We start from the raw sequence: 25,874 nt of genomic DNA, 5'->3' as shown, positions 1-25,874 counted from the left end.
TGCCTCGCGGCAGGAGCGGGGCTATCTACAGGGAAGGACTTGCCCCTATGACTGCAATCATCGACATCGTTGGTCGCGAAATTCTCGACAGCCGCGGTAACCCGACTGTTGAAGTCGACGTCGTACTCGAAGACGGCTCTTTTGGCCGCGCAGCTGTGCCATCGGGCGCTTCTACTGGCGCACATGAAGCTGTTGAGCTTCGTGACGGCGGCAGCCGCTATCTCGGCAAGGGCGTTGAAAAGGCTGTTGAAGCAGTCAATGGCAAGATTTTCGACGCAATCGCCGGCATCGATGCTGAAAATCAGCTGCTCGTTGACCAGGCTCTGATTGAACTTGATGGCACGCCAAACAAGGGTAATCTCGGTGCAAACGCAATTCTCGGCGTTTCGCTTGCTGTTGCCAAGGCTGCTGCACAGTCGACCGGCCTGCCACTTTATCGTTACGTTGGCGGTGCTAACGCCCATGTTCTGCCAGTTCCAATGATGAACATCATCAATGGTGGCGCACATGCCGACAATCCAATCGACTTCCAGGAGTTCATGATCCTGCCAGTGGGTGCTCCATCGCTGCGCGAAGCTGTTCGTTATGGCGCGGAAGTTTTCCACACGCTCAAGAAGCGCCTCAAGGATGCCGGCCACAACACCAATGTTGGTGATGAAGGCGGCTTTGCTCCGAACCTGCTGAGCGCAGAAGCTGCTCTCGATTTCGTTGTAGAATCGATCGAAAAGGCTGGCTTCAAGCCAGGTCAAGATATTGCTATTGGTCTTGATTGCGCTGCGACTGAATTCTTCAAGGACGGTAACTACGTCTATGAAGGCGAGAACAAGACCCGCGATCCAAAGGCTCAGGCCGAGTATCTCGCAAAGCTTGCTGCTGATTACCCAATCGTTTCGATTGAAGACGGCATGGCTGAAGACGATTGGGAAGGCTGGAAGTATCTGACCGACCTGATTGGCAAGAAGTGCCAGCTCGTTGGCGACGATCTGTTCGTAACGAACTCGGCTCGTCTGCGCGATGGCATCAAGATGGGCGTTGCCAACTCGATCCTCGTCAAGGTCAACCAGATCGGTTCGCTTAGCGAAACGCTTGATGCCGTCGAAACGGCACACAAGGCTGGTTACACCTCGGTCATGTCGCACCGTTCGGGCGAAACCGAAGATTCGACCATTGCCGATCTCGCAGTTGCAACCAACTGCGGTCAGATCAAGACCGGCTCGCTGGCTCGTTCAGACCGTACTGCAAAGTACAACCAGCTCATCCGCATCGAAGAAGAACTTGGCAAGCAGGCTCGCTATGCAGGCCGCAGCGCATTGAAGTTCCTCTAAGATCGAATTGATATCTGAATTAAAAAGGCGGGCTTCGGCTCGCCTTTTTCTTTTTGTCTTCGTGCGGACATATTTGCTTGTTCTCTAAGTTTACAAACGGGGAGCAAGGTCATGTCGAACGATACGCTGGGTTTTTACGCCAATAACGCCGCGACTTATGCTGCGAGCTCAAGCATTAATCGCAAACTCGATAGCTTTCTCAAGCATGTTCGTCCAACTGGGCGCATTCTCGAACTTGGTACGGGAAGCGGGCAGGATGCGAAGGCAATGCTTTCGCGTGGCTTCGATGTCGATCCGACCGACGGTTCACCCGAACTTGCTCAGGAAGCCTCGGCGCTGTTGCAGCGTCCTGTTAGGCAGCTGCTTTTTCACGAGCTTGATGCAGTTGCCCGCTACGATGGCATTTATGCTTCGGCGTCGCTTCTTCATGCAAAGCGTGCCGATTTACCAAATATCGTGAAACATATGCATCGGGCATTAAAATCCGGCGGTTGGCTGTGGGCCAGTTTCAAAGATGGCCCCGGTGAGGGCCATGACGCATTGGGACGTTACTATAATTATATGAGTGCTGAAGAGATCGGCCGCATCTGGAACGACAATGCAGCATGGAATGTTGTGTCACTGGAGAGTTGGCAGGGCGGTGGCTACGATCAGAAGCCGACTTTGTGGCATTCGGTGCTGTCACAGCGCTGAGCTTTCTCACAAACCATTCGAACTAAATCACGCAGAGCCTTATCTTATAGTTGTCTTCCATTCCTCTTATGGCCTTTGCAGCCGTTATAGTCGATTTGACAAAACAAATTACATTGATATCAATATAAGTGTGGTTGCCCGTTTCATTCGGTGTCCTATTTCTAGGGAATGCTGACCGAGGGCAGACGCATCTAATCAAAAATGGGTGGGCCAAAATGGGAGAGAGAAATGGCTTACATAGAAGGATTTGTCGTCGCAGTTCCTAAGGCGAACAAGGAAACCTACCAGAAACACGCAGCCAAGGCTTCGGCCTTGTTCAAGGAATTCGGCGTGACGCGGATGGTGGAAGCCTGGGGCGACGATGTGCCTGATGGCAAAGTTACCGATTTCCGCCGTGCGGTTCAGGCCAAGGACGACGAAGAGGTTGTCTTCTCGTGGTTCGAATACCCGGACAAAGCCACGCGCGATGCTGCCAATGAAAAAATGATGAGCGATCCGCGCATGAAGGACATGGGCGATACCATGCCATTTGATGGCAAGCGCATGATCATGGGTGGCTTCTCAACAATTCTTGATGTGTGATTTGCACAGGATTCGTTGATGAGATGGCGGCTTCGGCCGCCATTTCTGATTCAGGCGAGAGCCATATGTCGTAAAAATTCTACGCCGGAATTGCCCTGTCATCACTCTGCGGTAAAGCTCTGTTAAGCAAAATAATGCTTCATGGTGGAAATCGGATTGACGTGGTCAGAACGCGTGCGATCTGATTCTAACGGATCGGCACTCTGATTATCTTTATTAATGCGCAACCTGTTCCGAAGACTGGTTCCCGTTTTTCGGGGTGCGCTTTAATTCAGAATCAAAGCCGCTCTGAATGTGCGGGAAGGAAGTCGAAATGTGGACCAAGCAGAAACGTAAATCTATCCGCGGCCGTTTTTTGCTGCCTATTCTGACGGCTGCGTTTCTTAGCTATTTCGGCTTTCACGCCTATCATGGCGAATTCGGTCTTTATTCCCGCATCCAGCTTGAAGAACAGAAGAGCTTGCTGACGCAGCAGCTCGATAAGGTGACTGCCGACAGAGCAGCACTTGAAAAGCGAGTCACGCTTTTACGTGATGGTTCGATTGAAAAGGACATGCTTGACGAGCAGGCCCGCAGAGCGCTTAATCTCTCTCATCCCGATGAAATGACAATTATCGTTTCTCGGGAGGATCGATCGAATTAACCAAATCCCGGTTAATTGTCTTTTTGTGATATGTTTTTAAGGGCTTGGCGGCATAGCAGCTATGCTCTACGCGCATATTGTATCTTGTAAATTGCCCGTATAACGTCACAATAGAACGACAATCGTAGAGCGCCGCGCGTCCTTCGTGTGCGTGAATGTGCTCTGATAATTTGAATCGACGCATGTTGCTTTCAAAATCGATCCCGATTTTGGGTGCATGCTGTAGGGAGCGAGATATGGCACCGAAGGCTAATAAGGCGTCGGCTGGAAAATCGCAGGCGTCTTTTGGGAATGTTCCCAAGACTCCAGCGCCAGCTGATTTCACTAAAGAGCAGGAACTGAACGCTTACCGTGAAATGCTGTTGATCCGCCGTTTCGAAGAAAAGGCCGGACAGCTTTATGGTATGGGCTTTATCGGTGGCTTCTGTCACCTTTATATCGGTCAGGAAGCTGTCGTCGTTGGTATGCAGAGTGCGCTCAAGGAAGGTGATCAGATCATCACTTCCTATCGTGACCATGGTCACATGCTGGCAACCGGCATGGAAGCGCGTGGCGTTATGGCCGAGCTGACCGGTCGCCGTGGAGGTTACTCCAAGGGCAAGGGCGGCTCCATGCACATGTTCTCGAAGGAAAAGGGCTTTTACGGCGGTCATGGTATCGTCGGCGCTCAGGTTCCTCTTGGCACTGGTCTTGCCTTTGCGAACAAGTATCGCGGCAATGACAATATCTCTGTCACCTATTTCGGTGATGGCGCTGCCAATCAGGGCCAGGTCTATGAAGCTTTCAACATGGCATCGCTGTGGAAGCTTCCGGTGATCTACGTGATCGAAAACAACCGCTATGCAATGGGTACATCGGTTTCGCGTTCTTCCGCTGAAACAGATTTCTCCAAGCGCGGCGTTTCGTTCAACGTTCCGGGCATCAAGGTTGACGGTATGGACGTTCGCGCCGTTGCTGCTGCTGCTGAAGCTGCTGCTGAATGGGCGCGTGCTGGCAAGGGTCCATTGATTCTTGAAATGGAAACCTATCGTTATCGCGGTCACTCGATGTCCGATCCTGCGAAGTATCGCTCGAAGGACGAAGTGCAGAAGATGCGCTCCGAGCACGATCCTATTGAACAGGTCAAACAGCGCCTGATTGAAAATAACTGGGCCACTGAAGAAGAGCTGAAGGAAATCGACAAGGAAGTCCGCGACATCGTCGCTGATTCGGCCGATTTCGCTCAAAACGATCCAGAGCCGGATGTTTCCGAGCTCTACACGGATATTCTGCTCTAATTCAGGAAAGGTATTGTCATGCCCGTAGAAATTCTCATGCCTGCCCTTTCCCCGACGATGGAAGAAGGCAAACTGTCCAAGTGGCTGAAAAAAGAAGGCGACAAGGTCACATCCGGTGACGTGATCGCTGAAATCGAAACCGATAAGGCGACGATGGAAGTCGAAGCTGTAGACGAAGGCACCGTCGGTAAAATTCTCATCGCAGAAGGAACCGAAGGCGTGAAGGTCAACACGCCGATTGCTGTTCTGCTCGGCGATGGCGAAAGCGCCTCCGACATCGGTTCTGCTCCTGCTGCAAAAGCTGAAGCACCGAAAGAAGAAGCAAAAGAAGCACCAAAGACTGAGGAAAAGAAGGCCGATAGCGTGCCTGCTGCTCCGAAAGTTGAAGTTGCTTCCGATCCGGACATTCCAGCCGGTACAGAAATGGTTTCGATGACTGTGCGTGAAGCACTGCGCGACGCCATGGCTGAAGAAATGCGCCGCGACGAGAACGTCTTCATCATGGGTGAAGAAGTTGCCGAATATCAGGGCGCCTACAAGATCACACAGGGTCTTCTCGACGAATTCGGCGCACGCCGCGTTGTCGATACCCCGATCACCGAGCATGGTTTTGCCGGCGTCGGCGTTGGTGCTGCAATGGCTGGCTTGAAGCCGATTGTCGAATTCATGACCTTCAACTTCGCCATGCAGGCGATTGACCAGATCATCAATTCGGCTGCAAAGACGCTTTATATGTCAGGTGGCCAGATGGGCGCTCCGATGGTGTTCCGCGGTCCTTCGGGCGCTGCTGCCCGCGTTGCCGCCCAGCACTCCCAGTGCTATGCCGCATGGTACAGCCAGATCCCTGGCCTGAAGGTCGTCATGCCTTACTCGGCTGCTGACGCGAAGGGTCTTCTCAAGGCTGCTATCCGCGATCCGAATCCGGTCATCTTCCTTGAAAACGAAATTCTCTATGGTCATCATTTCGATGTGCCGAAGCTTGACGATTTCGTTCTGCCAATCGGCAAGGCTCGCATTCACAAGCAGGGCAAGGACGCGACCATCGTTTCGTTCGGTATCGGCATGACCTATGCGGTCAAGGCTGCTGAAGAGCTGGCTGCACAGGGCATCGATGTCGAAATCATCGATCTGCGCACCATCCGCCCAATGGATATTCCAACGGTCGTTGAATCGGTAAAGAAGACCGGTCGTCTCGTCACCGTTGAAGAAGGCTACCCACAGTCTTCCGTTGGCACTGAAATTGCCACCCGCGTCATGCAGCAGGCTTTCGATTATCTCGATGCGCCGATCCTGACGATCGCTGGCAAGGACGTTCCGATGCCATATGCGGCAAATCTCGAAAAGCTGGCTCTGCCAACTGTTGCAGAAGTGGTGGAAGCGGTGAAAGCCGTGACCTACACCGCCTGAGGAGGTACTGGACATGCCGATTAAAATCACCATGCCAGCACTTTCGCCAACCATGGAAGAGGGCAATCTCTCCAAGTGGCTGGTCAAAGAAGGCGACAAGGTTACGTCAGGCGATGTGATCGCCGAGATCGAAACCGACAAGGCGACGATGGAAGTCGAAGCTGTCGATGAAGGTGTTGTTGCTAAGCTCGTCGTTCCTGCCGGAACCGAAGGCGTCAAGGTCAACGCGCTGATCGCAATCCTCGCCGAAGACGGCGAGGATGTTGCAGAAGCAGCCAAAGGTGGCGACTCCGCTCCTGCACCAAAGGCAGAAGCGGCTAAGGAAGAGCCAAAGAAGGAAGTTGCAACCGCGGCTCCTGCAAAGGCTGAAGCCCCAGCAGCTGCTCCGGCAGCAGCCAAGAGTGCTGAGAACAAGGGTGCCGAGAACAAGGGCGACCGCGTTTTCGCATCGCCGCTTGCTCGTCGCATCGCCAAGGATGCAGGCGTTGATGTTTCCGCTGTAAAAGGCACTGGTCCTCATGGCCGTGTCGTTCAGCGTGACGTTGAAGCTGCAATTAAGTCCGGCGGAGCGAAAGCAGCATCCGCTGCGCCGCAGGCAGCTGCATCGGCTCCAAAGCCTCAGTCGGATGATGCCATCCTCAAGCTCTTTGAAGAAGGCACATACGAAATCGTTCCTCACGACGGTATGCGCAAGACCATTGCCCGCCGTCTGGTTGAATCGAAGCAGACTGTTCCGCATTTCTATCTGACGATCGATTGCGAACTCGATGCGCTTCTGGCTCTGCGTTCGCAGATCAATTCGGCTGCACCACTGACCAAGACGGAGAAGGGCGAGGTTCCGGCCTACAAGCTTTCTGTCAACGATCTGGTGATCAAGGCTGTTGCTCTTGCGCTGCGTGACATTCCTGAAGCCAATGTCTCCTGGACTGAAGGCGGCATGATCAAGCACAAGCGTGCGGATGTCGGCGTTGCTGTGTCGATCCCTGGCGGTCTGATTACGCCAATCGTGCGTCAGTCGGAATCCAAAACGCTGTCCGCCATCTCCAACGAGATGAAGGACCTTGCCAAGCGGGCGCGGGATCGCAAGCTCAAGCCTGATGAATATCAGGGTGGTTCGACCTCTGTGTCCAACCTCGGCATGTTCGGCGTGAAGGACTTTGCAGCAATCATCAACCCACCACATGCGACGATCTTCGCAATCGGTGCGGGCGAACAGCGCGCAGTGGTCAAGAACGGTGAAATCAAGGTTGCGACGGTTATGTCCGTAACCCTTTCCACCGATCACCGTGCCGTCGATGGTGCTCTAGCCGCTGAACTTGCACAGGCCTTCAAGCGCCACATCGAAAACCCGATGGGTATGCTGGTCTGATTGGATGACCTTTAAATGCGCCGCATTCTCAGAATGCGGCGCTTGAGGTTTTGAATGGCAGGACTACTCAAACTTCGCCCGGCTGAACGCCATGATGCTGCCGAGATAGCCATTTTGGTCGATATCTCTTCTCATGGCTTCGCACATTGGTTGTGGCAAAGTGTTATGCATGATTGCGACGCTGAGACCGTGATGGAGGCGGGCTTACGTCAGATGCAGGAAGCTGGCATGGAGGGCTGGCAAGGAACGACCATCGCCGAGTGGGATGGCGTTACAGCTGGATTATCCATTGGTTTTACTCTGGACGAAAGCTTGCATGAGCTAAAGCCACAGAACGAGGTTCTGGCTCAACTTATTGCACTTCAATGCAAGGTGATCGGCAGCCGTTTTATAGACAGCGTTGCCGTTTATCAGAAATTTCGTGGCAAGAGTATCGGTCGCGCACTCGTTGCAAATGAAATCGAGCAGGCAAAACTGAGCGGGAACGCCAGTCTCAGCCTGATAACAGAAAGCCATAATGGCGTAGCGCTTTCGCTTTATCGCGGTTATGGATTTGAAGAAATGGAACGGCTCGAAGCTGTGAAGCGTATCGGGCAGGACAAAGTTCATGACTGGGTATTGCTTACCCGGAATGTGAACTGAGCAAAGGCAGGAACAATATGGCCGACACTTACGACGTTATTGTTATCGGATCCGGCCCTGGAGGCTATGTTGCGGCGATCCGCGCAGCACAGCTCGGGCTCAAGACGGCTGTTGTAGAGCGCGAACATCTCGCTGGCATCTGCTCCAACTGGGGTTGTATCCCGACCAAAGCGCTTCTGCGTTCGGCTGAAGTGAAGCACCTCGCTGATCATGCCAAAAATTATGGTCTGAAGCTTGAAGGTTCAATCACTGCCGATATCAAGGCTGTTGTTTCGCGTTCGCGCGGCATTGCCGAGCGCATGAACGGTGGCGTCGGCTTCCTGATGAAGAAGAACAAGATCGATGTGATCTGGGGCGAAGCAAAGCTTTCCAAGCCGGGTGAAATCGTCGTTTCCAAGACTTCCAAGGCGCCGATGCTGCCACAGGCACCTCAGCCGAAGAACACACTTGGCGAGGGCACTTACAAGGCTAAGCACATCATCGTTGCAACAGGTGCGCGTCCGCGTGCGCTTCCAGGCATTGAGCCAGATGGCAAGCTGATCTGGACTTACTTTGAAGCGATGGTGCCGCAGGAACTGCCGAAAACCATGCTGGTCATGGGTTCGGGCGCAATCGGCATCGAGTTTGCCTCGTTCTATAACGACATGGGCGTTGATGTTACCGTCGTTGAACTGATGTCGCAGATCATGCCTGTTGAAGATGCGGAAATTTCGGCTTTCGCACGCAAGCAGCTCGAAAAGCGCGGTCTCAAGATCATCACCGAAGCCAAGGTTTCCAAAGTTGAGAAGGGCGCAAACAATGTGACAGCTCATATCGAAACCAAGGATGGCAAGGTTCAGACACTCACCGTTGATCGCATGATTTCGGCTGTTGGCGTTCAGGGCAATATCGAGAAGATCGGTCTTGAAGCACTTGGCGTTAAGACTGATCGTGGCTGCATTGCCATCGACGCTTATTGCAAGACCAATGTTGATGGCATTTATGCGATTGGTGACGTTGCTGGTCCGCCGATGCTGGCTCACAAGGCTGAGCATGAAGCTGTTATCTGCGTTGAAAAGATTGCAGGTCTGCCAAATGTTCATCCGCTTGACCGCAATATGGTCCCAGGCTGCACCTATTGTAACCCACAGGTTGCATCGGTTGGTTTGACTGAAGCCAAGGCAAAGGAAAAAGGCCTCGACATTCGTGTCGGTCGTTTCCCATTTGTAGCAAACGGTAAAGCGATTGCACTTGGTGAAGATCAGGGTCTGGTCAAGACGATCTTCGACAAGAAGACCGGACAGCTGCTGGGCGCGCATCTTGTTGGCGCCGAAGTGACCGAACTTATTCAGGGCTTCGTCGTTGCGATGAACCTTGAAACCACTGAAGAAGAACTGATGCACTCGGTCTTCCCGCATCCAACGATTTCCGAAACGATGAAGGAAAGCGTACTGGATGCCTATGGCCGCGCGCTGAATATGTAATTCAGAGACCTGATTCCGACATTTGCACCTCTTCACAACAAGTGTTGTGCAAATGTCGGTTTTCAAACTTTGAATTCAATTCACGAGGAAACGCTCTTAAAGGAGTGAACTCATTCCGCTGATTGATAATGGAGGGCCATGGCGGCGTGCCGCTTGGCCCATGATTAAATGGTGTACGACAGGCGGTCTTGCTTTAGGCTTTCTGGCAGGAAGCTTGAGCTTGCTCGGCGGAAACACCATATCGGTCAACGGAATGGCTATCGCTGGCTGGTACGGCGTCTGGATATTGACATTCGCTCTCGGATTAGGCGGCTTTCTGTTTGGCCTCATCTGGGCGTTGGTTTTCAGAGCATTAGGTATGGCAGCGAGACGGTAAGCCGCAGCAAATGCCATTGCATTGCAGCGTATCAAATTGTTAGGGCAAGCGTTAAGTCAGGGGTCTACCCATTATTGGAACAGATTAGCTCTCAGGCATTTGTTTCAGATAGGCAGGAAACAGCATGGTTACAGTTCTCGATACAGTGAACCAGAGACGTCAGCGGCACCCTGAAAAGGCTCACCGTCCAGACACCGAAATTCTGAAGAAGCCGGACTGGATCCGCGTTAAGGCTCCCGTTTCACGCGGCTATAATGAAACCCGCGAGATTGTCCGTTCGAACAAGCTCGTTACCGTTTGCGAAGAAGCCGGTTGTCCGAACATTGGCGAGTGCTGGGAAAAGAAGCACGCGACCTTCATGATCATGGGCGAAATCTGCACCCGCGCCTGTGCTTTCTGTAATGTTTCGACCGGTATCCCAAAAGCGCTTGATCCGAATGAGCCGGAAAGTGTTGCGCGCGCGATCAAGCAGATGGGCCTGACCCATGTTGTCATCACCTCTGTTGACCGTGACGATCTGGCCGATGGCGGCGCGCAGCATTTTGCCGAGGTTATTCGCGCGATCCGCGCGGCGACCCCGAAGACGACGATTGAAATTCTAACACCAGACTTCCTGCGCAAGGAAGGCGCGCTTGAGATCGTGGTCAAGGCACGCCCTGACGTGTTCAATCACAATCTGGAAACGGTTCCGTCGAAGTATCTCAAGGTTCGCCCGGGCGCTCGTTATTTCCATTCGATCCGCCTGTTGCAGCGCGTGAAGGAACTCGACCCGACAATCTTCACGAAGTCCGGCATCATGGTTGGTCTTGGCGAAGAGCGGAACGAAATCCTTCAGCTGATGGACGACCTTCGTTCTGCTGAAGTGGATTTCATGACCATCGGTCAGTATCTCCAGCCAACCCGCAAGCACCATCCGGTGATCCGTTTCGTGACGCCAGACGAATTCAAGTCTTTCGAGACGATTGGTCGTACCAAGGGCTTTGCGCTCGTTGCGTCCAGCCCGCTGACGCGTTCATCGCACCATGCCGGTGACGATTTCGCAAAGCTCAAGGCTGCTCGCGAAGCGCAGGTTGCAGCACAGGCTTAAGTTCGCATGCCGCAATTTACGAATGTCAGACGCGTTCATCACAGGGCAGACCAGATGTTTGCCCTGGTGTCGGATGTGGAAAAGTATCCGCAATTCCTGCCGATGTGCGAAGCACTCTCAATTCGCTCCCGAAAGGAGCGGGAGGGCAAGACGCTTCTGATCGCTGACATGACGGTTGGCTATAAGCTGATCCGCGAGACATTCACCAGCCAGGTGCTTCTGAAACCGGACGAAAACGTCATTGACGTGAAATATGTCGATGGCCCGTTCCGCTATCTCGACAATCGCTGGACATTTAAGCCGGTTAGCGATGGTTATGAATGTGACGTCGAATTCTTCATCGACTATGAATTCAAAAGTCGCACGCTTGGGCTGCTGATGGGATCAATGTTCGATCTGGCTTTCCGCAAGTTCTCAGAAGCCTTTGAGAAGCGTGCTGACGCAATTTACGGTCTGGCTTAGGCTTTAGAGTTCAGCGCCTCAAGGACCAGTGCCAGCGCAGAAAGCACGGTTTGATGCCGAATGTCTTCGCGTGACTTTTCACCAAAACGGCATTCTTTGTGTAGCGTGGCAAAACCTTTGCGCGCGCTGGCAATGTGCACGAGACCGACCGGCTTTTCTGCTGACCCGCCACCGGGGCCGGCAATACCGGTAACGGCAATGCTGATGCCAGCGCGTGAATTGTTCAGCGCGCCTTCTGCCATAGCTATTGCCACTTCTTTTGAAACCGCACCCACCTGGTTGATCAGTTCCATCGGGACGCCGATCATCTCATTCTTGGCTTCATTGGAGTAGGTTACAAAGCCGCGATCCACCACATCGGATGAACCCGCAATATCGGTGAGTGCTGCCGCGATAAGCCCGCCTGTGCAGGATTCTGCTGTCGCAATCATGATGCCGTGTTTGCGGCAAGCGTTGAGTACGTCGATGGCCTGGGTTTGCGCAACAAGTGTCATTCTGGAACCTCATGGGCAGGAACCTCACCGGGATAGATGACTGTTGCCGTAACGATAGCAGCAATGCCTTCGCCGCGACCAACAAAGCCCATTTTCTCGTTGGTGGTCGCTTTGACGGAAACACGGTCATGCGAAATGCCTAGCATATTGGCCATGGCTTCCATCATTGCGGGGCGATGCGGACCAATCTTAGGTTCTTCAGCGATGATCGTCACATCCGCGTTGGCGATACGACCACCGGCTTCACGCACGATCTTGACCGCATGTTCGACGAAGATATGCGATGCTGCGCCCTTCCACTGCGGATCGGAAGGCGGGAAATGTGTGCCAATATCGCCTGCGCCGCGTGTGGCAAGCAGGGCATCGGTCAGTGCGTGGAGGGCCACGTCGGCATCCGAATGACCGTTCAGTTTCCTGTTGTGCGGAATGGCCACGCCGCAAAGCGTGACGTGGTCGCCCGGCTCGAAACTGTGAACGTCATAGCCATTGCCGGTGCGGATATCTGGAAATGAAGTCATGCCATGCCTCAAGCGTTTGTCGGCCATTTCAATATCTTTGGCCCATGTGAGTTTGGTATTGTCTGCCGAACCCTCGATAATACGCACGGAAAGTCCATAAGCTTCCGCAATCGAGGCATCGTCGGTAAAATCCGACCGGCCGCTGAGATAAGCTTTTTCGTGGGCGTCCAGGATCGGGGTAAAGGGAAAGGCCTGCGGCGTCTGTGCTGCAAAAAGACCAGCACGAGGGACAGTCGTTCTAACAGTGCCATCACTGGCCGATTGCTTCAGCGTGTCCGAAACGGCAAGGGCAGGCAGCACGCCTTCCTGTGGTGTCAGATTGTCGAATATGCGTGCAAGCAAATCCTGCTCAATGAATGGACGCACACCATCATGGATGAGGACATAGTCAGGGACGTTATTGTTGAGCGCCAGCAATCCAAGTCGCGTGGATTCCTGGCGCGTCGGACCACCGGTGACAACGCGCACATTCTCATAATATTCGGTGATGGCATTCTCATAAAGCGCCGCATCATCGGCATGGATGACCACGATGATCTGATCGATCTCAGCGCAATGCGCAAAAGCGCGCAGCGTGCGCGAAAGCACTGCTTCGCCGCCGATCCGCCGATATTGCTTCGGCCCTTCAGTGCTCTGTCCCGCCCGTTCGCCGCGTCCTGCGGCTACGATGACTGCTGCTGCCCGTGAAATGTCGGTCGCCTTCGCCAAAAGATTCATCTAGTTACATGCGGAATAATGCCTTGCGCAAATAATTGCCAGACGGCAATCGATTTATCATCGCAGCTACGCGCTTTTCCTTGCGTTCAATGCATTGAATGATTAAAGTGTGTGCTAATTGCATCATGCACATCAAATGGGCATTTCGTGGTGACTACCCTTGAACAACCTCTGAATATACGCGGTGTGACACTGCCAAACCGCGTATTTCTCGCGCCCATGTCGGGCGTTTCCGATCTTCCGTTCCGAAAGCGCGCCGCCGAGGCTGGTGCGGGCATGGTTGTTTCGGAAATGGTGGCAAGTGCTGAACTCTGCAATCGCCATAGGGAAAGCATGTTGCGCTTATCCGGCGAAGGGCTTGGCACGCATGTCGTGCAGCTTGCAGGCCGCGAAGCGCACTGGATGGGCGAAGCAGCCATCATCGCCGAGGGCGAGGGCGCGGATATTATCGACATCAATATGGGCTGCCCTGCCAAGAAAGTGACAGGCGGTTATTCGGGTTCAGCCCTTATGCGCGATCTTGATCATGCCATGACGTTGGTTGAAGCAACCGTTAATGCCGTGAAAGTGCCAGTTACGCTGAAAATGCGTCTTGGCTGGGACGAAAACAGTATCAACGCACCGGAGCTTGCAAAGCGTGCCGAAGATGCGGGTATTGCGATGGTGACGGTTCATGGACGCACACGTTGCCAGTTTTATGAAGGCACAGCCGACTGGGACGCCATTCATGCGGTACGCGATGTCGTGAAGATTCCACTTGTCGCCAATGGCGATGTGTCGTCACGCGAGGATGCGGAAGAATTGCTGCGTCGCTCAGGCGCTGATGCCGTGATGGTCGGACGCGCTTCCTATGGTCAGCCCTGGCTTGCAGGCTTGATCGCAGGTAGCGATTTCGCACCGCGGTCGGAAGATGGCATTCTTTCTTATATTATAAGACATTACGAAGATATGCTCGACCATTATGGCAGCAAGACGGGTATTCGCCATTCAAGAAAGCATCTTGGCTGGTATCTGGATCGCCATGCAGTCGAAGCATTTTCTCCCGCAGACAAGGCTGAAATCATGACGCTCATCGATCCGGAAGCGGTTATCGCGGCATTGACCCGCGTTTTTCTGCGTGAAGCAGACAGAAAGGTCGCATGATGGGCGTTAGAGGTGAAACGAACGGCATTCCAGCAATCATTCTGGATGCAATCAATCAGCCTGTCATCATGGTCAGCGCCGACAATCATATTGTTTATGCCAATATGGATGCGGAGCAGTTTTTTCGCTCGGGTTCGTCCATTCTGGCGCGTAACCGTCTTGAATCCTTTTTGCCTTTCGGCAGTCCGTTGCTTGCTCTTGTCGATCAGGTTCGCACCGCTCAGGTTCCGGTGAACGAGTATCGTGTCGATATTTCATCGCCGAAACTCGGTGCCGAACGCATTGTCGATCTTTACGTGGCACCGGTCATCGAAACGCCGGGTGCTGTGGTTATTCTGTTTAAAGAAAAGACCATGGCGGAGAAGATTGACCGCCAGATGACCCATCGCGGGGCCGCACGTTCGGTGACGGGGCTTGCTTCCATGCTGGCGCATGAGATCAAAAACCCGCTTTCAGGCATTCGCGGGGCCGCTCAACTGCTTGAACAGGTGGTTGGTGATGAAGACCGCGCATTGGCACGGTTGATTACCGATGAAACCGACCGCATCGTGAAGCTCGTTGATCGTATGGAAGTGTTTTCCGATGAGCGACCTATCGAGCGCACGGCGGTCAATATCTATTCGGTGCTGGATCATGTGAAGACGTTGGCGCGAAACGGTTTTGCGCGGCATATCCGCTTTGTCGAGGAATATGATCCATCGCTGCCGCCGGTTTATGCCAATCGAGATCAGCTTGTGCAGGTTTTTCTCAATCTGGTGAAAAATGCTGCTGAGGCGCTTGGCGACCGTGAAGGTGCCGAGATCACGCTCTCGACGGCTTATCGTCCGGGCATTCGCCTGCAAGTGCCGGGTGCCAGTGACCGTGTTGCGCTGCCACTTGAGTTTTGCGTCCATGATAATGGTCCGGGCGTGCCGGAAGATATGCTGCCGCATCTGTTTGATCCGTTTGTAACGACCAAGACTAATGGGTCGGGCCTCGGACTAGCGCTTGTGGCCAAAATCATTGGAGATCATGGCGGTGTGATCGAGTGCGATAGTCATCCATCGCGCACTACGTTCCGCATTCTGATGCCTGCATGGAAAAGTTCTGCTGATAACACGGGCTCCAAGAGCCCAAGCATGTCTGCAAAGACAGGAGATAACGCATGATTGCCGGACGTCCGACAGGTACGATTCTCGTTGCGGATGACGATGCTGCAATTCGCACAGTGCTTAATCAGGCACTTTCGCGTGCTGGCTACGATGTTCGGGTTACATCCAACGCGACCTCGCTGTGGCGCTGGGTGGCGGCTGGCGATGGCGATCTGGTTATTACCGACGTCAATATGCCAGACGAAAATGCGTTTGATCTGCTGCCACGCATCAAGAAAATGCGCCCCGATCTGCCGATTGTGGTGATGAGCGCGCAAAATACATTCATGACCGCGATCCGGGCTTCGGAAGCGGGAGCTTATGAATATCTGCCAAAGCCGTTCGATCTGACAGAGCTCATCAATATTGTTGGTCGTGCGCTTTCAGAGCCCAAGCATAAACCAGCTGCCGTGTTGCAGGATGAGCAGGCAGAAAATATGCCGCTCGTTGGCCGTTCGCCCGCCATGCAGGAAATCTATCGTGTCTTGGCCCGTATGATGCAAACCGACCTGACCATGATGGTCACAGGTGAGTCGGGCACAGGCAAGGAACTGGTTGCGCGCGCGCTACATGAATATGGTCGCCGTCGCAAAGGACCGTTTGTTGCCATCAATATGGCTGCAATTCCGCGCGATCTGATCGAATCCGAACTGTTTGGTCATGAAAAGGGTGCCTTTACCGGCGCACAGAACCGTTCCAGCGGACGTTTTGAGCAGGCCAATGGCGGTACGCTGTTCCTTGACGAAATCGGCGACATGCCGATGGAAGCACAAACGCGCTTGCTGCGCGTGTTGCAGCAGGGCGAATATATGACGGTTGGTGGCCGCACGCCGATCAAGACCGATGTGCGCATCGTGGCCGCAACCAACAAGGATTTGCGCCAGCTCATCGCACAGGGTCTGTTCCGCGAAGACCTTTATTATCGCCTGAATGTCGTGCCACTGCGCTTGCCGCCGCTTCGTGAGCGCAGCGAAGATGTGCCTGATCTGGTTCGTCATTTCTTCAAGCGCGCTGCCGAAGAAGGCCTGCCTGAAAAGCGCATTACGCCTGCTGGCATTGAAATGATGCGTCGCTATCCGTGGCCGGGTAACGTGCGCGAACTCGAAAATCTCGTGCGCAGGCTTTCAGCACTTTATCCGCAGGATGAGATTTCGCCGGAAATCATCGAGACCGAGTTGAAATCAGAGCTTTCAAAGCCTGATATTCCAATTGCGGTTGCGGGCGACATTGAAAACATCACCATAACGCAGGTGGTTGAGCAGAATATGCAGCGATACTTCGCATCGTTTGGTGCTGATTTGCCCCCACCAGGGCTTTATCATCGCGTGCTGGCGGAGTTGGAATATCCGCTGATTCTTGCTTGTCTGACCGCAACGCGGGGCAACCAGATTAAGGCTGCAGAAATTCTCGGACTTAATCGCAATACGCTGCGTAAGAAGATCAGAGAGCTTGGCGTGAATATCTATCGGGGTGCTAAGCAGTAAGAAAATGGGCAATAAGCCGCTCACAGTTTCGCGAAACCCTATCTAAGCTGTAAACAATCGTTGCATTTTCGCCACAATGCGTTGCATAGATGCAACGCTATTGGGTAACATGGTTAACATGAATACAGCGAATCTGACGACGGATATGGATAAGGTGGGGCGATCATCGCAAGGCGGTGAGGGGCGCAGGCTTCTTGCATTGCCCGGTATTATTACCGTTGTGTTGGCGCTGGTTACAGCGTCAATTTCTTTTGCCATCCTCATCGGTATCACGCCAATCACGCCTGATCGCAACGTGACGATTGCGTTGGTTATCGTCAATGTTGCGCTAATTGTTTTTCTTATCCTGCTGATTTGCCGCGAGATTTTCCGTATCGTATCGGCTCGCAGATCGGGAAAAGCAGCTTCTCGTCTGCATGTCCGCATCGTCGCGCTGTTCTCATTGATTGCGGCCGTTCCGGCAATCGTGGTGGCAATTGTCGCTTCCGTGACGCTTAATCTCGGACTTGATCGGTGGTTTGATACGAATACACGCGATATCGTGAGTTCGTCGCAGAGTTTGGCCGACTCCTATCTCCGCGACACGGCACTTAACTTGCAGAGCACGTCTTTTTCGATGCTGCAGGAGCTGGATGCTCAACGCACGCTTTACAGTCTCGATAGGGGCGGGTTCATTCGCTATATGACGCTCCAAGCCGGCGGCCGCGGGCTGCTCGGTGCATTTCTGGTTCGTGAAGACGGCACCGTTATCGTTAAAAGCGAAACTGGTGTGGAAACACGTCTTCCACCGCCTACCGAAGATGCTCTGCAAACAGCCTCTGACGGTAAGCCGGTTATCATCCCCCCGGGTGATCTGAACTTCGTCGGCGCTGTTATTAAGATGCGCGAAATACCGGATCTGTATCTTTATACGGTTCGGGCTATCGATCAGCAGATATTGGACGCAATGCGTCTGATGAAAGCCAACACAGAACGCTATCAGGAGATGGATGCTACGCGCATCCCGACCCAGATCGCTTTTGCGCTTCTCTATTTTGGTCTGACTCTCATTGTTCTGTTGTCGGCTATTTGGACCGGTATTGCCGTTGCTGACCGTCTGGTGCGCCCGATCAGGCTGCTGATTGGTGCTGCTGATGATGTGGCTGCTGGCAATCTCGATATTTCTGTGCCGGTACGCTCGTCGGATGGTGACGTTGGTGCGCTTTCGGGCACCTTCAACAACATGGTCGCCGAGCTTAAGAGCCAGCGTAACGAACTTCTGTCTGCCAAAGACCAGATCGATGAACGCCGTCGCTTCTCCGAAGCCGTGCTTTCAGGCGTTACAGCCGGTGTTATCGGCATCGAAACGGATGGCTCGATTTCGATCCTCAACCGTTCTGCCGAGCATATGTTCGGGGTCAGCTCAGAGGATGCAATTGGCAAGAGCCTAAGCAGCATTGCTCCTGAAATCGGACAGGCCTTTGAAGTTGCCCGCACGACGGGTCGCACTGTTCATCGCGAGCAGGTCAGCATGACTCGTGGCGGTGTTGCGCGTACCTTCAACGTGCAGGTAACTGTTGAGGATGCGGAATCCGACGATCACTCTTATGTCGTCACCGTTGATGACATTACCGATCTCGTTCAGGCACAGCGTTCGTCTGCATGGGCTGATGTTGCGCGCCGCATTGCACATGAGATCAAAAACCCGCTCACACCGATCCAGCTTTCGGCTGAACGCATTCGTCGTCGTTATGGCAAAGTGATTACCGAGGATCGCGAAGTCTTCGATCAATGCACCGATACGATCATTCGTCAGGTTGGCGATATTGGCCGTATGGTCGATGAATTCTCCGCTTTTGCGCGTATGCCCAAGCCTGAAATGAAGGCCATGGATATGCGCGAGGCGCTGCGGGAAGCATCGTTCCTCATTGAAGTCAGCCGTCAGGATATTCAGTTCGCCAATGAATATGGTTCTGAAAAGCTGATTGGTTCGTTTGATAGCCGCTTGCTCGGTCAGGCATTTGGCAACGTCATCAAGAATGCCAGTGAAGCAATTGATGCTGTTCCCAAGGAAGAGCGCGGCGAGGGGCATATTCTTGTGCGCTCAATGAAGGCGGACGGGAACCTGATCGTCGATGTCATCGATAACGGCAAAGGTCTGCCGGGTGATGATCGTCAGAAGCTCCTGGAGCCTTATATGACGACGCGAGAAAAAGGCACGGGTCTTGGCCTCGCGATCGTCCGCAAGATCGTGGAAGACCATGGTGGACATTTGGAATTGCATGATGCGCCAGCAGATTTCCACGGAGGACGTGGCGCAATGATACGTATGATCTTTCCTGAGGTTTCCGCCGGTCCATCCGGTGTGGAAGAGGGAAATCCCGGAAACGAGATAATTGGACAGGTGAACTGATATGGCAGCCGATATTCTTGTAGTTGATGACGAAGCGGATATTCGGGAACTCGTTGCAGGTATCCTCAGCGACGAAGGCTATGAAACCCGCACAGCCTTTGATGCCGATAGTGCGCTTGCGGCGATTGATGATCGCGTGCCACGTTTGGTGTTTCTCGATATCTGGTTGCAGGGCAGCCGCCTTGATGGTCTTGCGCTGCTCGATGAAATCAAGAAGCAGCATCCCGATCTGCCAGTGGTGATGATTTCCGGTCACGGCAATATTGAAACGGCTGTGTCTGCGATCCGTCGCGGTGCTTATGATTTCATTGAAAAGCCGTTCAAGGCGGATCGTCTCATTCTGGTTGCCGAACGTGCGCTGGAAACGTCGAAGCTGAAGCGTGAGGTTTCAAATCTGCGCAAGCGCGGCGGCAACAGTATGGAACTCATTGGCGCGTCACTTGCGATCAACCAGCTGCGCCAGACTATCGAGCGCGTTGCACCAACCAATAGCCGCATCATGATTACCGGCCCTTCGGGTGCAGGTAAAGAACTCGCGGCACGCGCCATTCATGCGCAATCGAGCCGCGCCAATGGCCCATTCGTGACCGTCAATGCTGCAACCATTACGCCAGAGCGTATGGAAATTGAGCTTTTCGGCACTGAAATGGATGGTGGTGAACGCAAGGTCGGTGCGCTTGAAGAAGCGCATGGCGGCATTCTTTATCTTGATGAAGTCGCCGACATGCCGCGCGAAACGCAGAACAAGATTTTACGCGTTCTCGTCGATCAGCAGTTTGAACGCGTTGGCGGAACCAAGCGCGTAAAGGTGGATGTCCGCATCATTTCCTCTACGGCACAGAACCTTGAAGGCATGATTGCCGAGGGTACTTTCCGCGAAGACCTTTTCCATCGCCTTTCTGTGGTGCCTGTGCATGTGCCACCGCTTGCAGCGCGCCGCGAAGACATTCCATCGCTGGTCGAATATTTCATGACTCAGATTGCCGAACAAGCCGGTATCAAGCCGCGCAAAATCGGATCTGACGCCATGGCAGTTCTGCAGGCGCATAGCTGGCCGGGCAATATTCGCCAGCTGCGCAACAATGTTGAACGCCTGATGATTCTGGCGCGTGGCGATGATCCGGAAGCACCTGTAACCGCTGATCTTCTGCCTGCAGAAATTGGCGACACGCTGCCGCGCGCGCCGACTGAATCCGATCAGCACATCATGGCATTGCCGTTGCGTGAGGCGCGCGAGCGTTTCGAGAAGGAATATCTCATCGCGCAGATCAATCGCTTTGGTGGCAATATCTCGCGTACGGCTGAATTTGTCGGCATGGAACGCTCGGCATTGCATCGCAAGCTGAAGTCGCTCGGCGTTTAATATTCAAGTAGGCGGGATGATATGCGTGTAATCGTATGCGGAGCAGGGCAGGTCGGCTATGGTATTGCCGAGCGGCTTGCTGCCGAAGAAAATGACGTCTCCGTCATTGATACGTCCGCGCGCCATATCGAGATTGTCCGTGACACGCTGGATGTGCGTGGCTTCGTCGGCCATGGCTCGCAACCAGATGTGCTCGCGGCCGCCGGTGCCAACGAAGCCGATATGATTATTGCGGTGACGCTGTCTGACGAAGTCAACATGGTGGCCTGTCAGGTGGCGCATTCGGTTTTCAATGTGCCGACCAAGATTGCCCGCATTCGCGCACAGTCTTATCTCAAAGCTGAATATCAGGACCTGTTCCTGCGCGAAAACCTGCCCATTGATGTGATTATCTCGCCGGAGCTTGAGGTCGGTGAAGTGGTTTTGCGGCGCATCGCCTTACAGGGCGCGACCGATGTGCTGCGATTTGCCGATGATAAGATCATCGGTCTCGCCATCGAATGTCTGGAAGAATGCCCGGTTATCAATACGCCGCTGAAACAGCTGTCCGACCTTTTTCCTGGACTGGCTGCGACAGTCGTGGGCGTTGTGCGCAATGGTAGCCTGTTTATTCCACGCTCCAACGATCAACTACATGCCGGTGATCTTGCCTATGTCGTCACGACCCGTGAGCAGGTCCGCAGAACGCTGTCATTGTTCGGGCATGAGAAGCCGGAAGCGCATCGTATTGTTATCGCAGGCGGTGGTAATATCGGGCTTTATGTCGCCAAGGCAATTGAAGAGCGTAAGTGGCAGACGCGCATCAAGATGATCGAGAGCGAGCACGAGCGCGCCTTCGCGATTGCCGACCAGCTCAACCGGACCATGGTTCTGCATGGCAGTGCGCTTGACCAGGCACTTTTGCAGGAAGCCGATATCGAGGACGCCGATCTTTTTGTGGCGCTGACCAATCAGGATCAGGTCAATATCCTCTCCAGTATCATGGCCAAGCGCCTTGGCTGTAAGGCCAATATGGCTTTGATCAATACGGTTGCGTATCAGGATTTTACCCACATGGTGGGGATTGACGCCTATATCAATCCGAAAGCCGTTACCGTATCGAAGATATTGCAGCATGTCCGGCGTGGTCGTATCCGTGCCGTCTATAGTGTCTATCGGGACATGGCGGAAATCATTGAGGCGGAAGCGCTTGAGACGTCGTCGCTGGTCGGTGCGCCTCTGCGCGATCTCGATCTGCCGGAAGGCCTGCGAATCGGCGCAATCTATCGCGACGGTCAGGTTATCCAGCCCAATGGCAATGTTCGCATCAAGCCGAAAGACCGTGTTGTGATCTTTGCGACCGCCGATGCTATCAAGCATGTGGAGCAAATGTTCCGCGTAAGCCTCGAGTTCTTCTAGCTAGCAATTTGATGTATCTATTTTATTAGCTGATCTTTATATGATGCCGCAGTTCTTCTTCCTCGGTGTCATTCATGGATATCTGCACTTTCTGGTATGGGCCGCGGCTGCGCGATGTTGATCGCATCTGTCTGGCATCGATGGTGATGACCGGTCAGCGTGTGAAGCTGTTTTCATACGCGCCTATCGAGAACGTGCCAGCGGGCGTCGAACTGCACGATGCCAGCAGCATTCTGCCTGAGTTGGTGTTTAAGCGTCTTGATCCCGGCTATCCGAATTTCCACAGCCGGACGACGATCGTTCAGTTCAGCGATATTTTCCGTATAATGCTGATGAAGCATAAGCAGGGTGTGTGGCTCGATACGGATGTTTACCTGCTCAAGCAGTTTCACCCCGACCCGTCAAAGCCATATCTCGCGCGCGAGAATCGCTTCCGTGTTGGCGTATCCGCGCTTTATCTGCCGCATGACCATCCGATTATCCGCGAATTTGAAGCTTATGTGGCTGCCAGCTATCCGTTGCCGCGTTGGCTTGGATTGCGACGTGGAAAGCTGCGCCCGCTTTATTATCGCGTGATCGGTAAGGAAGTTACGCCCGCCGCCATTGGAATCACTATTTTTGGAAATGACGGCATATCCCGGCTGGCGCGCAAGTATGGCATCTTCAGAAATGCAGCTCCGCAGGAGAATTTCTATTACTGGGTCGGTAAGGAAGCGACGCGGATTTACGATCCGGCTTATGGGATTGAACCTACCAAACATCCTGATTTCATTGGCTTTCATATCCATAAGAAGCATAAGGAAGTCGTCTCGATGCAACCGGGAAGCTTCTATATGTGGGCAATTGACCGCGTGAGACCGCTGCTTGGTGAGCCACTTTCTTTCGAGCAAAATCAGTGCTCATCCGTTGGTGCCTAGAAAGAATTGCTTACCTGCATTTGAATTTGCTGGTTGCGCAAAGATTCCCATCCTGTTAACCGAAGCTAAAGAGCGAAGCAGTTGTCTTTCCACAGCAATTGCGATCAGTGCCAGGCTTTGCGCAATCCGGGTGCTTGATTTATGTGTGTGCGCGTGTTCGTCTGGCATTAAACGAACAAACTGCTGATCGATTAAAGGAATAAAAACAATGGCTGAACGATCGCAAAATCTTCAAGACCTTTTCCTCAATTCTGTACGCAAGCAGAAAATTTCACTGACCATCTTCCTTATTAATGGCGTGAAGCTCACGGGTATCGTGACGTCCTTTGACAATTTCTGCGTATTGCTGCGTCGCGATGGTCATTCGCAGCTTGTTTACAAGCATGCAATTTCGACCATCATGCCGAGCCAGCCGGTACAGATGTTCGAGGGTGAGGAAGTCTGACGCTTATCAGTTTATAACTGACCAGTTTTATGCTGGAGCGTGGTGATCTCTTGAAACTGTCACACCGCTCCAGTTTTTTCGATTCCGATCCACGCCCGATTTGGGCAATATGGATCATGATTTGATTAGCCGGGGCGTCTTCTGTTTGAAACCGCAAGTGCGGAGACCTATCTGCTGGATAGTTCGTTTCCGTATCCCGGAGTAAGTTTATTTGTCGAAATTCAAGGGTAAGAACGTATCGCCTGCCGATGAAAACAAGGGATTTGGTGTGTCTGAACCAGAACCCACAAGAGCGGCGGTTATCGTTCCAATTTTGCCAGAGCGGCACAATACAAGCACTGCAAGTGAAGAAGGCGAGAGACCCCAGTTCCAGCGCTCCAATGAAGCGCGGCTGGAAGAAGCCGTCGGTCTTGCGCGTGCGATCAATCTTGAAATTGCCCATGCCGAAAACGTGATCGTCAATCAGCCGAGGCCTGCGACCCTTCTGGGAACCGGCAAGGTTGAGGCTGTTGCTGAAGTAGTCAAAGAAAAGGCGATTGGTCTTGTTATCGTTGATCATGCGCTGACGCCTGTGCAGCAGCGCAATCTTGAAAAAGAGTGGAACGTCAAGGTTATTGACCGTACCGGCCTCATTCTCGAGATTTTCGGCGAGAGAGCGCGCACCAAGGAAGGTGCGTTGCAGGTTGAGCTTGCGCATCTGAACTATCAGAAGGGCCGTCTGGTACGAAGCTGGACCCACCTTGAGCGTCAGCGCGGCGGTAGCGGCTTCCTCGGTGGTCCGGGTGAAACGCAGATCGAAGCCGACAGACGTATGCTTCAAGACAAGATTTTGAAGATCAAGCGCGAGCTTGAAACGGTTGTGCGTACGCGTACGCTGCACCGGCAGAAGCGCCGCAAGGTGCCGCATCCGGTTGTCGCGCTCGTTGGTTATACGAATGCGGGCAAATCAACGCTGTTCAATCGTATGACGGGCGCGGATGTGCTGGCGGAAGATATGCTGTTTGCCACGCTCGACCCGACATTGCGTCGTATTCGTTTGCCGCATGGCGAGACGGTTATTCTGTCGGATACTGTGGGTTTCATTTCGAACCTTCCGCACCATCTGGTTGCTGCATTCCGTGCGACACTGGAAGAAGTGGTTGAGGCCGATCTGATTCTGCATGTGCGCGACATTTCCGATCCCGACAATGCAGCACAGGCTGAGGATGTCGAAAGCATTCTGGCTGGTCTCGACGTCGAGCCGCATGATCATAAGCGCGTGATCCAGATATGGAACAAGATCGACAATCTGGACGAAGCTGGCCGTGAAGCGGCTTCCCGTCTGGCTGCTGCAGGCAGCGAGGAGGGACGTCCGATCCCGCTTTCAGCTTGGACCGGAGAAGGCGTTGACAGGTTGCTTTCTTTGATCGAGACCCGCATTGCAGGCGCGCTTGGTACTGTTGATGTTGTGCTTTCTCCGTCGGAGCTTCGTATCCTCGACTGGATGTACCAGCATGGCAGCGACGTGAAGCGCGAAGATCTGGAAGATGGCTCTGTTCGTATTCAGGCACGCCTGACTGAAACGGCACGCAAAATGCTCGATGAGAAACGCGGCATTAAGCCTGTCGAACAGGATTCCGACTGGGATTGATCGGCATCTTGCGGAACAGGGCTGCAAAGCCCTATGTATGGAACATCCGTACGATTCATATTCGCCATAAATATGCAGAGGCCCATTATGAGAGATCCCATTGAAACCGTCATGAACCTCGTGCCGATGGTGGTCGAGCAGACCAACCGTGGCGAGCGGGCCTATGATATCTTCTCGCGCTTGCTGAAAGAACGCATCATCTTCGTCAACGGTCCTGTCGAAGATGGCATGTCGATGCTGATTTGCGCGCAGTTGCTCTTCCTCGAGTCTGAAAACCCGAAGAAAGAGATCAACATGTACATCAATTCGCCAGGTGGCGTTGTTACGTCCGGCATGGCGATCTACGACACGATGCAGTTCATCAAGCCTCCTGTTTCCACGCTCTGCATGGGCCAGGCTGCTTCCATGGGCTCGCTGCTTCTGACTGCAGGCGCTACTGGCCAGCGTTATGCGTTGCCAAATGCCCGCATCATGGTTCACCAGCCTTCGGGTGGCTTCCAGGGGCAGGCGTCGGATATCGAGCGTCATGCGCAGGACATCATCAAGATGAAGCGCCGTCTGAACGAAACCTACGTCAAGCACACCGGTCGCGATTATGAGACGATTGAGCGTACCCTTGATCGCGATCATTTCATGACCGCACAGGAAGCTCTCGAGTTCGGTTTGATCGATAAGGTGATCGAATCGCGCGACGCAGGCACTGAAGAAGCCAAGTAATTTTGGGGAGGCAGTTTGACTGCCTCTCCATATTTTGGTGCTCTTTGCCACAAAAGCGGCTTATTTGTTGTTCGTACCTGAAGGTTAACGAGTGGCGTTAAGCATCTGTTGGGGTTCAGGGCGCTAAAATCGCTCAGATTGTGCAGAAACTGGCAGGAATGGCGATTTTTCAATTGTTCCCCGCCTAAGGTTCTGCAAAA

Annotated in this window: 24 protein-coding genes; 22 read left to right on the top strand and 2 right to left on the bottom strand. The window is 53.4% G+C overall.

Going from position 1 to position 25,874, the window contains the following annotated elements; all coding sequences use genetic code 11:
- The first annotated feature begins 47 nt into the window (after positions 1-47).
- From eno to KMS41_05610, 12 genes are all read left to right on the top strand, one after another.
- Complete coding sequence (eno, locus tag KMS41_05665; protein ID QWK78710.1) at positions 48-1,325, top strand: phosphopyruvate hydratase; 1,278 nt, start codon at positions 48-50, stop codon at positions 1,323-1,325.
- Positions 1,326-1,436: 111 nt separating this feature from the next.
- Positions 1,437-2,018, top strand: coding sequence for a class I SAM-dependent methyltransferase (locus KMS41_05660; protein QWK78709.1), 582 nt, complete (start codon positions 1,437-1,439; stop codon positions 2,016-2,018).
- A gap of 228 nt (positions 2,019-2,246) precedes the next feature.
- Entirely contained in the window at positions 2,247-2,600 is a 354-nt protein-coding gene (locus tag KMS41_05655) for a DUF1428 family protein (GenBank protein QWK78708.1), read from the top strand.
- A 313-nt stretch (positions 2,601-2,913) separates the two neighbouring features.
- Positions 2,914-3,243 (top strand): septum formation initiator family protein, encoded by a 330-nt coding sequence (locus KMS41_05650; GenBank protein ID QWK78707.1) that lies wholly within the window; start codon positions 2,914-2,916, stop codon positions 3,241-3,243.
- A gap of 236 nt (positions 3,244-3,479) precedes the next feature.
- Complete coding sequence (gene pdhA / locus KMS41_05645) at positions 3,480-4,520, top strand: pyruvate dehydrogenase (acetyl-transferring) E1 component subunit alpha (GenBank protein ID QWK78706.1); 1,041 nt, start codon at positions 3,480-3,482, stop codon at positions 4,518-4,520.
- 18 nt (positions 4,521-4,538) lie between these two features.
- On the top strand, positions 4,539-5,927 hold the full coding sequence (locus KMS41_05640; GenBank protein QWK78705.1) for a pyruvate dehydrogenase complex E1 component subunit beta: 1,389 nt from the start codon (positions 4,539-4,541) through the stop codon (positions 5,925-5,927).
- A gap of 13 nt (positions 5,928-5,940) precedes the next feature.
- Entirely contained in the window at positions 5,941-7,296 is a 1,356-nt protein-coding gene (locus KMS41_05635; protein ID QWK78704.1) for a pyruvate dehydrogenase complex dihydrolipoamide acetyltransferase, read from the top strand.
- Between the two features lie 54 nt (positions 7,297-7,350).
- Complete coding sequence (locus KMS41_05630) at positions 7,351-7,938, top strand: GNAT family N-acetyltransferase (GenBank protein QWK78703.1); 588 nt, start codon at positions 7,351-7,353, stop codon at positions 7,936-7,938.
- A gap of 17 nt (positions 7,939-7,955) precedes the next feature.
- Complete coding sequence (gene lpdA / locus KMS41_05625) at positions 7,956-9,401, top strand: dihydrolipoyl dehydrogenase (GenBank protein ID QWK78702.1); 1,446 nt, start codon at positions 7,956-7,958, stop codon at positions 9,399-9,401.
- A 160-nt stretch (positions 9,402-9,561) separates the two neighbouring features.
- Complete coding sequence (locus KMS41_05620; protein QWK78701.1) at positions 9,562-9,777, top strand: hypothetical protein; 216 nt, start codon at positions 9,562-9,564, stop codon at positions 9,775-9,777.
- Positions 9,778-9,901: 124 nt separating this feature from the next.
- Complete coding sequence (gene lipA, locus KMS41_05615; GenBank protein ID QWK78700.1) at positions 9,902-10,864, top strand: lipoyl synthase; 963 nt, start codon at positions 9,902-9,904, stop codon at positions 10,862-10,864.
- Positions 10,865-10,870: 6 nt separating this feature from the next.
- The gene (locus tag KMS41_05610; protein ID QWK78699.1) at positions 10,871-11,326 is read left to right on the top strand and encodes a type II toxin-antitoxin system RatA family toxin; all 456 of its coding nucleotides are present in this window, start codon (positions 10,871-10,873) and stop codon (positions 11,324-11,326) included.
- On the opposite strand, the gene KMS41_05605 is transcribed toward KMS41_05610, so the two are convergent.
- Together KMS41_05605 and KMS41_05600 are read right to left on the bottom strand one after the other, a co-directional pair.
- Positions 11,323-11,820 (bottom strand): CinA family protein, encoded by a 498-nt coding sequence (locus KMS41_05605; protein QWK78698.1) that lies wholly within the window; start codon positions 11,818-11,820, stop codon positions 11,323-11,325. The two genes, KMS41_05610 and KMS41_05605, sit on opposite strands and share 4 nt — an antisense overlap.
- The gene (locus KMS41_05600) at positions 11,817-13,055 is read right to left on the bottom strand and encodes a bifunctional 2-C-methyl-D-erythritol 4-phosphate cytidylyltransferase/2-C-methyl-D-erythritol 2,4-cyclodiphosphate synthase (protein ID QWK78697.1); all 1,239 of its coding nucleotides are present in this window, start codon (positions 13,053-13,055) and stop codon (positions 11,817-11,819) included. Before KMS41_05600 ends, KMS41_05605 begins: the two co-directional genes overlap by 4 nt.
- Before the next feature lie 150 nt (positions 13,056-13,205).
- Between KMS41_05600 and dusB the strand changes: the two genes are divergently transcribed.
- The 10 genes from dusB (at position 13,206) to clpP (ending at position 25,674) form a co-directional block, all read left to right on the top strand.
- On the top strand, positions 13,206-14,198 hold the full coding sequence (gene dusB / locus KMS41_05595) for a tRNA dihydrouridine synthase DusB (GenBank protein QWK78789.1): 993 nt from the start codon (positions 13,206-13,208) through the stop codon (positions 14,196-14,198).
- Entirely contained in the window at positions 14,198-15,346 is a 1,149-nt protein-coding gene (locus KMS41_05590) for a nitrogen regulation protein NR(II) (GenBank protein QWK78788.1), read from the top strand. The genes dusB and KMS41_05590 overlap by 1 nt, the downstream gene beginning before the upstream one ends.
- Entirely contained in the window at positions 15,343-16,812 is a 1,470-nt protein-coding gene (ntrC, locus tag KMS41_05585) for a nitrogen regulation protein NR(I) (GenBank protein QWK78696.1), read from the top strand. Before KMS41_05590 ends, ntrC begins: the two co-directional genes overlap by 4 nt.
- Before the next feature lie 76 nt (positions 16,813-16,888).
- Positions 16,889-19,204, top strand: coding sequence for a PAS domain-containing sensor histidine kinase (locus tag KMS41_05580; protein ID QWK78695.1), 2,316 nt, complete (start codon positions 16,889-16,891; stop codon positions 19,202-19,204).
- Position 19,205: 1 nt separating this feature from the next.
- Entirely contained in the window at positions 19,206-20,567 is a 1,362-nt protein-coding gene (locus KMS41_05575; GenBank protein ID QWK78694.1) for a sigma-54 dependent transcriptional regulator, read from the top strand.
- 21 nt (positions 20,568-20,588) lie between these two features.
- Positions 20,589-21,965, top strand: a complete 1,377-nt coding sequence (gene trkA, locus KMS41_05570; protein QWK78693.1) for a Trk system potassium transporter TrkA — start codon at positions 20,589-20,591, stop codon at positions 21,963-21,965.
- A 74-nt stretch (positions 21,966-22,039) separates the two neighbouring features.
- Positions 22,040-22,882, top strand: coding sequence for a capsular polysaccharide synthesis protein (locus tag KMS41_05565; protein QWK78692.1), 843 nt, complete (start codon positions 22,040-22,042; stop codon positions 22,880-22,882).
- A 208-nt stretch (positions 22,883-23,090) separates the two neighbouring features.
- Entirely contained in the window at positions 23,091-23,327 is a 237-nt protein-coding gene (hfq, locus tag KMS41_05560) for an RNA chaperone Hfq (GenBank protein QWK78691.1), read from the top strand.
- Between the two features lie 211 nt (positions 23,328-23,538).
- On the top strand, positions 23,539-24,957 hold the full coding sequence (gene hflX / locus KMS41_05555) for a GTPase HflX (GenBank protein ID QWK78690.1): 1,419 nt from the start codon (positions 23,539-23,541) through the stop codon (positions 24,955-24,957).
- Positions 24,958-25,044: 87 nt separating this feature from the next.
- Positions 25,045-25,674, top strand: coding sequence for an ATP-dependent Clp endopeptidase proteolytic subunit ClpP (clpP, locus tag KMS41_05550; protein ID QWK78689.1), 630 nt, complete (start codon positions 25,045-25,047; stop codon positions 25,672-25,674).
- The last annotated feature ends 200 nt before the right edge of the window (positions 25,675-25,874 follow it).

The organism is Ochrobactrum sp. BTU1, from assembly GCA_018798825.1.
Taxonomy (GTDB): Bacteria; Pseudomonadota; Alphaproteobacteria; order Rhizobiales; family Rhizobiaceae; genus Brucella.
This window is presented reverse-complemented; position numbering and strand designations above follow the sequence as displayed.